The organism is Reyranella sp. (assembly GCF_050185545.1).
GTDB lineage: Bacteria > Pseudomonadota > Alphaproteobacteria > Reyranellales > Reyranellaceae > Reyranella.
Map to the genome: position 1 here is coordinate 1 of NZ_JBFWZI010000201.1, position 12,123 is coordinate 12,123.

The 12,123-nt window shown below is 68.7% G+C and carries 10 protein-coding genes and 1 pseudogene; 8 read left to right on the forward strand and 3 right to left on the reverse strand.

Features of this window, described 5'->3' with window-relative positions:
- The first annotated feature begins 258 nt into the window (after positions 1-258).
- Positions 259-1,494, forward strand: a complete 1,236-nt coding sequence (locus AB7O82_RS32365; protein WP_428621213.1) for an acyl-CoA dehydrogenase family protein — start codon at positions 259-261, stop codon at positions 1,492-1,494.
- 133 nt (positions 1,495-1,627) lie between these two features.
- On the opposite strand, the gene AB7O82_RS32370 is transcribed toward AB7O82_RS32365, so the two are convergent.
- The gene (locus AB7O82_RS32370; protein ID WP_428554470.1) at positions 1,628-2,512 is read right to left on the reverse strand and encodes a metal-dependent phosphohydrolase; all 885 of its coding nucleotides are present in this window, start codon (positions 2,510-2,512) and stop codon (positions 1,628-1,630) included.
- Between the two features lie 131 nt (positions 2,513-2,643).
- Here AB7O82_RS32370 and AB7O82_RS32375 point away from each other — a divergent pair, with 131 nt between their 5' ends.
- The 4 genes from AB7O82_RS32375 to AB7O82_RS32390 all read left to right on the forward strand — a co-directional run bounded on the left by AB7O82_RS32375 (position 2,644) and on the right by AB7O82_RS32390 (position 6,992).
- Entirely contained in the window at positions 2,644-3,477 is an 834-nt protein-coding gene (locus tag AB7O82_RS32375) for a formate/nitrite transporter family protein (protein WP_428554472.1), read from the forward strand.
- Between the two features lie 56 nt (positions 3,478-3,533).
- Positions 3,534-5,231 carry a hydantoinase B/oxoprolinase family protein gene (locus tag AB7O82_RS32380; protein ID WP_428554475.1) on the forward strand — a complete coding sequence of 566 codons (1,698 nt, stop codon included), beginning with the start codon at positions 3,534-3,536 and terminating at the stop codon, positions 5,229-5,231.
- 154 nt (positions 5,232-5,385) lie between these two features.
- Positions 5,386-5,979, forward strand: a complete 594-nt coding sequence (locus tag AB7O82_RS32385) for a hypothetical protein (protein ID WP_428621214.1) — start codon at positions 5,386-5,388, stop codon at positions 5,977-5,979.
- The gene (locus AB7O82_RS32390; protein ID WP_428621215.1) at positions 5,976-6,992 is read left to right on the forward strand and encodes an asparaginase; all 1,017 of its coding nucleotides are present in this window, start codon (positions 5,976-5,978) and stop codon (positions 6,990-6,992) included. Before AB7O82_RS32385 ends, AB7O82_RS32390 begins: the two co-directional genes overlap by 4 nt.
- A gap of 60 nt (positions 6,993-7,052) precedes the next feature.
- Here AB7O82_RS32390 and AB7O82_RS32395 read toward each other — a convergent pair.
- A pseudogene (locus AB7O82_RS32395) lies at positions 7,053-7,526 on the reverse strand (DUF983 domain-containing protein); the annotation flags it as partial.
- 44 nt (positions 7,527-7,570) lie between these two features.
- Between AB7O82_RS32395 and AB7O82_RS32400 the strand changes: the two are divergent.
- Genes AB7O82_RS32400 through cydB form a run of 3 tightly spaced genes read left to right on the forward strand, consistent with a single transcriptional unit; the run spans position 7,571 to position 11,375 of the window.
- Positions 7,571-8,944: a PLP-dependent aminotransferase family protein gene (locus tag AB7O82_RS32400; protein WP_428621216.1), complete on the forward strand. Its 1,374-nt coding sequence runs from the start codon at positions 7,571-7,573 to the stop codon at positions 8,942-8,944.
- A gap of 5 nt (positions 8,945-8,949) precedes the next feature.
- Positions 8,950-10,368, forward strand: a complete 1,419-nt coding sequence (locus AB7O82_RS32405; protein WP_428554744.1) for a cytochrome ubiquinol oxidase subunit I — start codon at positions 8,950-8,952, stop codon at positions 10,366-10,368.
- A gap of 2 nt (positions 10,369-10,370) precedes the next feature.
- A complete protein-coding gene (gene cydB / locus AB7O82_RS32410) occupies positions 10,371-11,375 on the forward strand; it encodes a cytochrome d ubiquinol oxidase subunit II (protein WP_428554750.1) in 1,005 nt (334 codons plus the stop codon).
- A 199-nt stretch (positions 11,376-11,574) separates the two neighbouring features.
- Here cydB and AB7O82_RS32415 read toward each other — a convergent pair whose 3' ends face one another.
- A complete protein-coding gene (locus tag AB7O82_RS32415; protein WP_428554741.1) occupies positions 11,575-11,925 on the reverse strand; it encodes an MliC family protein in 351 nt (116 codons plus the stop codon).
- Positions 11,926-12,123: the final 198 nt, after the last annotated feature.

Below are 12,123 nucleotides of genomic sequence, written 5' to 3' on the forward strand. Positions count from 1 at the left end.
CGAAAAACTCAGTCGAACGAATCCGCCACGCGCATCATTAGCACACGGGTTCCGGCGGGCGGCCAGCAAAAACAGGGGCTTGCTCTTCCGGACCGCGGGCGTCTCGCCGGCTCGGAATCATGAGCGGGCAAGATGCCCGCGGTCCAAAGGAGCATGAGCACCAACGATCTCGTATGGCGGCTGAGCCCGTTGGTCGCGCTGGCGTCGGCCATCGGGCTTGGCCGACACTCGGTCGCCCGACCATCGAGGAACGCCAAAGTGTCTGCCATAGCCTGGGACCTGCCCGACGACATCCGCGCCGTACGCGAGGGACTGATCGATTTCGCGCGCAAGGAAGTGCTGCCGCGCCACGAAACGCATCGCGCGCTGTTCGACGACCCGCGCCGGCTCTATCGCAAGGACGGCCGCTTCTCCGATGCCCTGAAGGGGCTGATCGGCGAGGTGCGCCGCGCCGCGGCCCGCGCCGGCTACTACAACATGTGCGTGCCTGAGCACCTGGGCGGCGGCGGGCTCGGGCATCTCGCCTACTATGCCGGCTGGGAGGCGCTGTTCCATCTCTGCGGGCCGCACAACTGGCTGATGCTCTATGTCATCAGCCACTGGGCGTTCGGGCCGAGCCGGCTGCTCGAGAAGGTGACGCCCGAGGCGCGTGAACGGATTCTCGGACCGATGATGGCGGGCGAGGCATCGATGTGCTTCGGCCTGTCCGAGCCCGGCGCCGGCTCCGATGCCGCGGCCCTGGCGACACGCGCGGTGAAGGACGGCGAGGGCTGGCGACTCACGGGGCGCAAGATCTGGACCTCCAACGCACCGGTCGCGGACTATTGTATCGTCTTCGCCCAGACTGATCCCGAGCGCGCGGCGGCGCGCCGCGGTGGCATCAGCGCCTTCCTCGTGCCGACCGGCTCGGCCGGCTTCGAGGTCCAGCGCGTGATCAAGCTGTTCGGCCATATCGGCGGCGACGAGGCCGAGCTCAGGCTCGAGGACGTTCGCGTCGAACCGTGGCAGCTCGTCGGCGACCTGCATCAGGGTTTCGCCGCGGCGCTGTACGGCGTCTCGCTCGGCCGCATCTACAACTCGGCGCGCGCCGTCGGCTACGGCCGCTGGGCGCTCGAGCTCGCGCTCGACTACGCCAAGACGCGCAAGGCGTTCGACCGGCCGATCGCAGACTACCAGGGTGTCACCTTCCCGCTGGCCGAGAGCGCCACCGAGCTGCACGCCGCCCACCTGATGGGGCTGAACGCCGCGACCCTGCTCGACCAGGGCCATCCGGCGATCAAGGAACTGTCGATGGCCAAGGCCTACTCGGTCCAGGTCGGCTACCGCGCCGTCGACCGCGCCATGCAGACGCACGGCGCGATGGGCTTCACCAACGAGGTCGGCCTGCACCATGCCTGGCATTCGCTGCGCATCGTCAACGTCGCCGACGGCACCAACGAGATCCTGAACCGCTCGATCGTCCAGCGCCTGCTCAAGGGGGATACGGAGGTGTGAGATTCATTCTCCGCCCCACCAAGCGAGAGGAGACGGCATACCTCGAATCCCTCCCCCGACTACGGTCGACTACGGGGAAGGGACAGAAAAGATGCTTCCACTCCCTGGCAGCGAAGCTGGCATAGGGAATGAGTCACCCCGAGCGCGGCGAACCGCCCTTGCGGAAGTCGCGCACGTCGATGACGGCGTCCTCGCTCGCCGCCCGGGCGGCGTTCGGGCCCATCGCGCGGCGGCCGTGCTCGATGACGCAGACATGGGAATAGAGGTTGGCGAGCCACAGCCTTCCCTCGGCCGTCATGTTGAGGGCGTGAACCGCCTCGCCCAGGAACGGCTCGACCTTCGACCAGAAGAACTGCGGATAGTGATCCGCCGCATCGGCCGGCGTGGCGTAGCCCAGCAGGCGGGTGAAACCGATCTCCTGGAATTCGTGGAACAGCGCGTTGAGCTTCCTGGGGTAGAGCGGATCGCCGAGCTGGCCGATCAGGTCGGCGGCGCGCACGAACGCCGCCTCGGTGTCGGTCGCCGCATGGTCGGCGTCGTCCGGCACCGGGAAGCGCGTCAGCTCGATGTTGAGCGCCAGGCGGTCGGGGTCGATCAGGGGATTGTGGATGAAGCGCTCGCGCACGAAGATCTTGCCGCGGTCGACGTGCCAGGGGGCCAGGGCGGCATCCGACGCGCCGCGCGGCAGCTCGATCATGTCGCCCTTGATGCTGGCGACGAACCGGTGATCGGTGTCGCCCCGGCAGATGCCGCGCAGGTAGCCGATGTCGTGGGTCAGCGCCGCCAGGATCACGTGCAGCCACATGTCGGGCGGCACGTCGGTACGCATGCGCCGGCCGCGCAGGATGTCCTGCGCCACCAGGGTGACCAGGGCGGTGTGCTCGGCCGTGTGATAGAGCGCGTCGCTCAGCGACAGCCGCTCGATCACCAGCCGCGCCGCCTCGCCGATCAGCTCGGCATAGGGCGGCGCCGCGCGACCGTAGCTGCGCACGAACGTCTCCATGAGACGGTCGGCCAATGCATCTGCGAGCAGCGACGAGGTTTGAAGCATGACGTGACGGACACTATGAGCCATTCTCCATTGGGGGCAATACTTTGAACGGTCGTGACACGAATTCCGGGACTTCCGCGCGGGAGGCGGCGAACAGGGTGCGGATCGACTCCCTGATGCCATCGGATATGGCGCTCGCCTGCGAAGCCGCCGGCGCCGCCAAGGCCGGACGGGACGCCATCGGGCTCCTGGTGCTGGGCGTGCTGGCCGGGGCGTTCATCGCCTTCGGCGCCATCTTCATGACCGTGACCCTGACGGGCGCCGAGGCGATGCCGTGGGGCGTCGGACGCGTGCTGGCCGGCCTCGTCTTCTCGCTGGGTCTCATCCTCGTCATCGTCGGCGGAGCCGAGCTGTTCACCGGCGACTCGCTGATGATCGTCGCCTGCGCCAGTCGCGGCATCAGCGTCCGGGCCCTGCTGAGAGCCTGGACGCTGGTCTACCTCGGCAACATCGTCGGCGCGGTGGCGACGGCGGCGCTCGCGTTCCTGGCGGGGCTCTACGGTGCGGGCGGCGGCGGCGTGGGCAGGACGGCCCTGGCGATCGCCGCCGCCAAAGCCGGCCTTCCGACCATCGAGCTGTTCTTCCTGGCCGTCCTCTGCAATGTCCTGGTCTGCCTCGCCGTGTGGATGTCGTTCAGCGCGCAAAGTGTCGTCGACAAGGTCGTCGTCATCGTGCCGCCGATCGCCGCCTTCGTCGCCGCAGGCTTCGAGCACTCGATCGCCAACCTCTTCTTCCTGCCTCACGCGCTCGCCATCAAGCTCTGGGCGCCGGCCGAGTTCTGGTCGGCGATCGGCAGGGGCGTGGCGGACTACGCCAGCGTGACGGTGGCAGGCTCGCTTCACAACATCGTCGTGTCCACCATGGGAAACCTGATCGGCGGCAGCCTCATGGTGGGCGGCGTCTACTGGTTCGTCTACCTGAGGAAGCGCTGACCGGCACGACCGGGCGGCGCATGGCGCTCATCGCGCCGGATGCGATAGAGTGCGGCATGTCGAACCTCGATCCCGTCACGCTGACCGTCATCCAGAACGGCCTGATCCAGGTCTGCAACGAGATGGACCTGGCGTTCGTGCGCGCCGCCTTCTCGCCTGTGATCTCCGAGGGCATGGACCGCTCGGACGGCATCTATGATGCCGTCGACGGCGCGCTGATCGCCCAGGGCGAGCTCGGCCTGCCGGTGTTCGTCGGCACCATGCAGTTTTCGACCCGCGCGGTGATCGAGCGTGTGAAGACGCACTATGCCGGCCGCGTCGATCCGGGCGACGTGTTCATCGTCAACGATCCCTATCTCGGCGGCACGCACCTGATGGACGTGCGGTTCGTGAAGCCGTTCTTCTACGAAGGCGAGCTGTTCGCCTGGCTGGCCAACACCGGCCACTGGCCCGACGTCGGCGGCATGGTGCCGGGCGGATTCTCCGCCAGCGCGACCGAGGTCGAGCAGGAGGGCCTGCGCCTGCCGCCGGTGAAGTTCTGGAAGAAGGGCGAGATGGACCAGGAGATCCTGGCGATCATCCTGAGCAACATCCGCATCGCCGACCAGCGCATCGGCGACATCAAGGCCCAGGCCGCCGCGCTCACCACCGGCGAGCAACGCCTGACGGCGCTGATCGACCGCTACGGCGCGGAGACGGTGCGCCAGGCGATTGCCGAGATGCGCCATCGCGCCGAGCGCCAGATGCGCAACCGCATCGCCGCCATCCCCGACGGCACCTACGAGGGCACCTCGCAGGTCGACAGCGACGGCGTGGTCGACGAGCCGCTCACCATCCGCATGAAGATCACCAAGAAGGGCGAAGACCTCACCTTCGACATGACCGGCTCCAGCCCGCCCTGCCGCGGGCCGATGAACAGCGTCATCGCCACCACCAAGTCGGCGATCTATCTCGCCATCAAGCACATCTTCCCGGAGGTGCCGATCAATTCGGGCACGTTCGAGCCGCTGCACATCGTCGAGCCGGAGGGCACGTTCCTCTACGCCAGATATCCGCGGCCGGTGTCGGGCTGCGCCGCCGAGGTGAGCCAGCGCATCGCCGAGGCGGTATTCGCCGCACTGACCACGGCGATACCGGATCTGCTGTTCGCCGCGCCGGCCGGCACGTCGGGCAATCTCGGCGTCGGCGGTTACGATCCCGAACGCGGCCGCAACTACATCATGTATCTCTTCACAGGCGGCGGTTACGGCGGCTTCCGGGGCGGCGATGGCCTGTCCAACGGCTGCTCGACCATCGGCATCTCCAAGATGCCGCCGGTCGAGGTGCTCGAGCAGTTCTATCCGGTGCTGTTCGAGGAGTTCTCGCTGCACGAAGGCTCGGGCGGCGCCGGCGAGTTCCGCGGCGGCTTCGGCATCAACTACGCCATCCGCCTGCGGCGCGGCGAGGCCCGCGTGTCGATGGTGATGGATCACGGCCGCAGCGGCCCGCAGGGCGTGCTGGGCGGCCGCGACGGCGGCGTCAACCGCGTGCAGGTCTGTCGCGACGGCACGGTCTACACCCCGCCGCACCTGTCAAAGGACCAGGACATCCGCATCGGTGTCGGCGACAGGGTGCGCGTCTCGACCCCCGGCGGTGGCGGCTTCGGCGACCCGGCCCGCCGCGATCCCGCCGCCATCGCCCGCGACGTCGCGCGCGGCTACTACAGCGAGGCCGAGGCGCGCGAGAAATTCGGCAAGCGGCTGGCGGCGGAATGAGCGACAACGATTCCCGTCCTCCCCAGCTTCGCTGGGGAGGTGTCAGCGTCTTACGCGGACGGAGGGGACATGGCTGGGAGCGCGCCACTCCTGTGGCGCTCTTCTTGTCGATCACACATCCCATGAGTGCCATCGGAGTGGCGCGCTCCCAGCCATGAGTCTCGACCCCTCTGTCCGCGAAGACGCGGACACCTCCCCACCGAAGCCGAGGAGGAGGATCATCGGACGCCGCCTCCTTCTCGCCGCGCCGCTCGCCCTCGCGGCCACCGCGGCCTTCACCCAGATCCAGAAGCCGGCGTGGATGGTCGTGCAGGGGGCCGACGGGTCGTTCACCGTCGATATGCCGGGGCAGCCGGTCTACAAGCTGCTCGACACGACGTCGCCCGGCGGCACGGCGTTCGTGCTGCACTCCTACAGCCTGGAGTTCCGCCGCCTCTCCTTCGTCGCGCAGACCGCGCTCTATCCCGCCGACATCGATGTGCGCGTCCCCAAGGCCAACCTGCAGGGCGTTCTCGACGATCGCGCGCGGCGGCTCGAGGGCGGGCGTTGGACTCGCCTCGACTGGCGCGAGGTGCAGGGCGTGCCGGCCGCCGAGTCCGTCGGCTCGGTGGCGGGCGGCAGCGTGCTGCGCCAGCTCGTGGTGCTGAAGGGCCGCCGCTTCGTGTCGCTCGCCTATCTCGCACCGGCCGACGCGCTGCGCACGCCCGAGGCCGATCGCTTCTTCAAGTCCTTCAGGCTGGGATCATGAGCAAGCCGCGCATTCACATCCTTGCGCTCGGCGGCACCATCGCCACGCGTCCCGACGCGACCGGCGCCATGCAGATGGGGCTGGGCGCCGACGATCTGGTGGCGGCCGTGCCGCGCCTCGCCGCGCTGGCCGAGGTCGCGGCCGAGACGGTCTCGCGCGTCGGCAGCCACTCGCTCTCCTTCGACCAGATCCATGCGCTCGCCGCGAAGATCAGGTCGTTGGAGGTCGATGGCGTGGTGGTGACGCAGGGCACCGACACGCTGGAGGAGACGGGCTTCCTGCTCGACCTGCTGCTCGATCTCGACATCCCGGTGGTCGTGACGGCGGCCATGCGTAACCCCGCGCTGACCTCGCCCGACGGGCCGGGCAACCTGCTGGCCGCCGTGCGCGTCGCCTGCGATCCCTGGATGCGCCGCCATGCCCGTGCGCTCGGCGTGATGGCGGTGATGCTGGACGAGGTCTACGCCGTGGCCGACGTGCAGAAGGCCCATCCGACCCGGCTCGATGCCTTCGTCGCGCCGCAGACCGGGCCGTTGGCGGCGCTGGTCGAGGACCGCGTCGTGCCGATGAGCCTGCCGGTGCGCGACGCCATCGTCGCGGCACGCCCGCGGTTCGCTTCGTTGTCCGCCGCAACTCAACCGGTGGCGCTGTTCTGGATATCGCTCGACGAGCCGGGAAGGGTGCTCGAAGCGCTGATCGAGGCGCCGGACCATCTCGGCTATCGCGGCGTCGTGCTGGGCGCCATGGGTGGCGGTCATCTGCCCGAGCGCATGAGCGGGACGGCCGGGCGCCTCGCCGGCATCCTGCCGACCGTCGTGTCGCCGCGCGCCGGCGGCGGGCCGATGCTACGCCATACCTACGGCGGTCCGAGCTCCGAGATCGCGCTGCGCGAGGCCGGCCTGATCTGGGGCGGCCGCCTTCATCCCCTGAAGGCGCGTGTGCTGCTCGAGACCTGCCTGCGCGCCGGCCTGGACCGCGCCGCCATCGGCGAGGTCTTCGACGGCTGGGGCTGACGCCTCGCGTACCAGCTTCGCCGCGCCAAAGCCGTGCATGCCCATCAGCCATTGCAGGGCGACGATCGCACCCTTGATCGGCTGCAGCAGGCCCAGGGCCAGACCGAGCACCACGGGCCCCCAGATGAGGGCATGCGTCCAGTAGCTCGGCGCATAGGCCACCTCGACGTAAAGCGTCAGCGGCACGACGATGTGTCCGACCAGCACGATCGTCAGGTAGGCCGGAAAATCGTCGGCGCGATGATGGTGGAGCGCCTCGCCGCAATGCGGGCAGTGCTCGACCACCTTGGCAAAGGCGCGGAACAGCCGACCCTCGCCGCACGCCGGGCAGCGGCCGCGAAGGCCGCGCAGCAGAGGGAGGCTTGCCGTCTCGGGCCGGGACATTGGGGCGACTCCTTCTTTGTCTTCCGGACCGCGGGCGTCTCGCCCGCTCATGAGCTTTGATGCGGGCGCGTTCGGCGTCGCCGAGCCGCGCCTATGAGCGAGCGAGACGCCCACGGTCCGGAAGAGCACGATCTGAACGGTCTTGAACATCGCGCGCGTGAGCCATACAATCAACCGTCAAGAGGGCCTATTGTATGGATTGGTGCCCTACAATCCAGAGCGACTCCGGACCGCTCTACGAAGGCATCGTCGAGGCCTTGAGCCGCGACATCGCTTCGGGCCGCCTGCATCGCGGGCAGCGCCTGCCGACGCATCGCGCGCTGGCAAGGGCGCTCGGTGTCGATCTGACGACGGTGACGCGTGCCTACAACGAGGCGCGACGCCGCGGGCTGACCGAGGCGCGGGTAGGGCAGGGGACGTTCGTCGCCGAGAGCCGGCTGCGTATCGCCCGCACGCCCGCCGGCATCGATTTCGACCTGTCGATGAACCTGCCGCCCGAGCCGATCGAGGCCGACCTCGACGGCCGCATCGCGCGTGGCTTGGCCGAACTGCGGCGCGAGCACGGTTTCTCCGATTTCCTGAGCTACCAGCATGCCGGCGGCAGCGAGAGCGATCGCGGCACGGCGGCGGACTGGTTGCGCCGGCGCGTGCGCAGCGCCGCCGCCGACCGCCTGATCGTGTCGCCCGGCACGCAGAGCGCCCTGATGGCGATCCTGCTGGCACTGACCGGGCCCGGCGACACGGTGTTGACCGATCGGCTGACCTATCCCGGCTTCAAGGCCGCCGCGACTGCACTCGGAGTCCACTTGATCGGCGTCGAGGCAGACCGCGACGGCATGAGCCCCGCGGCGCTCGAGGCGGCCTGCCGGCAGCACGCGCCCAAGGCGGTATACCTGATCCCGACCATTCACAACCCGACGACGCTCACCATTCCCGCGGCACGCCGCGAGCAACTTGCTGCGGCGATCCGCCGACATGAACTCAGCCTTATCGAGGACGACGCCTACGGCAGCCTCGATCCCCGGCAGCAGCCGATCGCGACCCTGATCCCCGAGCGCAGCTATCTCGCCGCGAGCCTCGCCAAGTGCATCGCGCCGGGGCTGCGCGTGTCGTTCGTGCTGGTGCCCGATCGCGCGGCCGCCGCCACGGTGACGCACGCGCTGCGCACGGTGTCGCAGATGCCGGTGCCGCTCACGGTGGCGCTGGTCATGCGCTGGCTGGCCGACGGCAGCGCCGATTCGATCGTCGCGGCGATCACGGCCGAGGCCGCGGCAAGACAGAGGCTGGCGGCCAAGGCGCTTTCGGGACACAGTTATGCTGCGCACCCGAAGGGACACCATGTCTGGCTCGCCCTGCCACCGGCCTGGACCCGAGCCGAGTTCGCCGCGCACGTACAACGACAGGGGCTCGCCGTGGTCACCAGCGACAGCTTTGGCGTGGACGGAAATCCCGAGCACGCGATTCGCGTCGCCCTCGGCGCCGCGCGCAGCCGCGCCGACCTTTTGGCCGCGCTCGATCTGCTCGTCACCGCCTTGAGATCGCCGGCCTACGCCCAACGTATCGTGTGATCGCCATGCTCGAGTCCCTCGATGCCACCCTGCTGGCCCGCCTGCAGTTCGCCTTCACTGTCTCGTTCCATTTCATCTTTCCGTCATTCTCGATCGGGCTGGCGAGCTATCTCGCGGTCCTCGAGGGCTTGTGGCTGTGGACCGGACGGCAGGTCTATATCGACCTGTTCCGCTACTGGCTGAAGATCTTCGCGCTCACCTTCGGCATGGGCGTGGTGTCGGGCATCGTCATGTCCTACCAGTTCGGCACCAACTGGTCGGTGTTCTCCGACAAGGCCGGGCCGGTGATCGGCCCGCTGATGGCCTACGAGGTGCTGACCGCGTTCTTCCTCGAGGCAGGCTTCCTGGGCGTCATGCTGTTCGGCATGAACCGTGTCGGCCGCTTCCTGCATTTCTTCGCCACCTTGGCCGTCGCGGTCGGCACCTTCATCTCGGCGTTCTGGATCCTGTCGGCCAACAGCTGGATGCACACGCCGACCGGGTTCGCCACCAATGAGGCCGGGCAGTTCGTGCCGGCGGACTGGCTCGCCATCATCTTCAATCCGTCGTTCCCCTATCGCCTGGTGCACACCGTGCTGGCGGCCTACCTGACGACGGCGCTGGTCGTCGGTGCCGTGGGCGCCTGGCATCTCCTGCGCGAGCGCACCAACGAGGGCGCGCGCACCATGTTCTCGATGGCGATGGGCATGATCACCGTGGTGGCGCCCTTGCAGATCCTGGCCGGCGACCAGCAGGGGCTGAACACGCTCGAGCACCAGCCGGTCAAGATCATGGCCATGGAGGGCCACTTCAAGAGCCATCCCGACGGCGCGCCGCTGGTGCTGCTGGGCTGGCCCGACCAGGCCGCCGGCGAGATGCGCTACGCCATCGAGATCCCCAAGGCCTCGTCGCTGATCCTGAAGCATTCGCTCGACGCGCCCCTCGCCGGGCTCGACACCGTCGAGCGCAAGGACTGGCCGCCGGTCGCGATCGTGTTCTGGTCGTTCCGGATCATGGTCGGGATGGGCGTGCTGATGCTGGCGCTGGCCGGCTTCAGCCTGCTCGCGCGCGTCAGGCGCCGCCTGTTCGACTGGAAGCTGCTGCATCTCCTCGCCCTGGCAATGGGGCCGGCGGGCTTCGTCGCGGTGATCGCGGGCTGGGTGACGACCGAGGTCGGCCGCCAGCCTTTCACGGTGCACGGCCTGCTGCGCACCGCCGACTCCGTGTCGCCGTTGCAGGCGCCCGCCGTGGCGGCTTCGCTGGTGGCCTTCGTCGTCGTCTACTTCATCGTGTTCGGTGCCGGCGTCTTCTACATCCTGCGGCTGATGAGCCATTCGCCGCATCGCGACGAGGCGGGGCCGGAGCGCGACCGGCCGGTGCGCGCCGCCGGCATTACGCCCGCGCCGGCCATCGCCGAGCCCGCGACGTCGAAGGGGGGGACTTGACCATGCTCGCCTTCGATCTGCCGACGGTGTGGGCGTTCATCATCGCCTTCGCGATTTTCGCCTATGTCGTGATGGACGGCTTCGATCTCGGCATCGGCATCCTGTTCTCCCGGCTGCCTCCCGGACGCGAGCGCGACAGCGCCATGAACTCGATCGCCCCGGTGTGGGACGGCAACGAGACCTGGCTGGTGCTGGGCGGCGGCGGCCTGCTGGCGGCGTTTCCGCTCGCCTATGCGACCATCCTGTCGGCGCTCTATGCGCCGATCGTGGCCATGCTGCTGGCGCTGATCTTCCGCGGCGTCGCCTTCGAGTTCCGCTGGCGCGATCCCGGCCATCGCGCGCTGTGGGACGCCGCGTTCAGCCTCGGCTCGGTGGTTGCAGCTCTTGCCCAGGGCATAACCCTGGGCGCGCTGCTGCAGGGCGTCGCGGTTGACAGCCGCGCCTATGCCGGCGGCTGGTTCGACTGGCTGACGCCGTTCAGCGTGCTGGTCGGCGTCAGCCTGGTGTGCGGTTACGCGCTGCTCGGCGCCACCTGGCTGATCATGAAGAGCGAGGGCAGCCTGCAGGACCGCTGCTACCGGCTCGCCTTCGGCCTCGGCATCGGCACCATCCTCGCCATCGCCGCGGTGAGCGGCGCGACGCCGTTCCTGAGCGACGTCTACTGGAAGCGCTGGTTCGCCTGGCCGCAGATCCTGTTCACCGCGCAGGTGCCGCTGCTGGTCGCCATCGCCACAGCGGCGTTCTTCTGGAGCCTGGGGCGCCGCCACCACGCGACGCCGTTCCTGGTCGCGCTCGTGATCTTTGCGCTGAGCCTGGCCGGCCTCGGCATCAGCCTGTTCCCCTACGTGGTGCCGCCCAGGATCTCGATCTGGGATGCCGCGGCGCCCGCCGCGAGTCTCCAGTTCATGCTGCCCGGCGTGCTGGTCCTGGTGCCGATCATCCTCGCCTACACCGCCTGGTCCTACTGGGTGTTCCGCGGCAAGACCGGCCATGAGGGCTATCACTGACCATGGCGAAGCTGATCATGCCCAGACCGCGCCAATGGCTGTGGTTCGTTGGCCTGTGGGCCGCCGGCGTTGGCGTCACGGCGCTGGTGGGTTACGGGATCAAGTTGTGGCTGCGGTGACGATCTTCAGGCGGACCGCGGGCGTCTCGCCCGCTCATGAAGAATAGCGGGCGAGACGCCCGCGGTCCGGAAGAGAAGACCTACGTCGTCCGGCGCACCGGCCGGCAGTTGAAGGCGAGCGGGCGGTGGGAGGCGTCGCGCAGGTTGGCCAGCTCGTCGCGGCCGACCCATTCGTTGCCGGCATCGACGTAGCGGAAGCCGTCGCCGGTCGGCTGGTACTCCATGCGCCAGGTGCGGCCGTCGAACGTCACCGAGGCGCGGTTCTTGGCATACACCACCGATACTTCCTTGCGGCCGTCGCACAGGTAGGCGATGCCGGCCGGCTTGGGATCGTCCGGCGCCGGGCGCACGATCAGGTTCGTGACAGGCGCCTGTTGTTGGGGGGTGCAGGCGCCCAGCAGAGCCAAGACGACAATCGACAGGCGCTTCATCGTGCGCTTTCCTCCATCCCTCGGAGCACATTCCGTTCGGCCGGAACAGCCGAACGGAGTGTGCCTCCTGTAACAGCCGACCCCGGAGCGAGAAAACTAAGCTAGCTTACGGCTTTCACCGGGCCGGGCAAACCGAGGAGAGGATATGCCGCAATTCAGGCTGCGCGATGGCGCCGAGCTTTACTACGAGACGCACGG

Bases quoted from the DNA above. Each gene is read 5' to 3' on its own strand.
- AB7O82_RS32385 (WP_428621214.1), top strand. From the start codon at position 5,386: ATGAGTCTCGACCCCTCTGTCCGCGAAGACGCGGACACCTCCCCACCG.
- AB7O82_RS32380 (WP_428554475.1), top strand. From the start codon at position 3,534: ATGTCGAACCTCGATCCCGTCACGCTGACCGTCATCCAGAACGGCCTG.
- AB7O82_RS32405 (WP_428554744.1), top strand. From the start codon at position 8,950: ATGCTCGAGTCCCTCGATGCCACCCTGCTGGCCCGCCTGCAGTTCGCC.
- AB7O82_RS32390 (WP_428621215.1), top strand. From the start codon at position 5,976: ATGAGCAAGCCGCGCATTCACATCCTTGCGCTCGGCGGCACCATCGCC.
- cydB (WP_428554750.1), top strand. From the start codon at position 10,371: ATGCTCGCCTTCGATCTGCCGACGGTGTGGGCGTTCATCATCGCCTTC.
- AB7O82_RS32415 (WP_428554741.1), bottom strand. From the start codon at position 11,925: ATGAAGCGCCTGTCGATTGTCGTCTTGGCTCTGCTGGGCGCCTGCACC.
- AB7O82_RS32400 (WP_428621216.1), top strand. From the start codon at position 7,571: ATGGATTGGTGCCCTACAATCCAGAGCGACTCCGGACCGCTCTACGAA.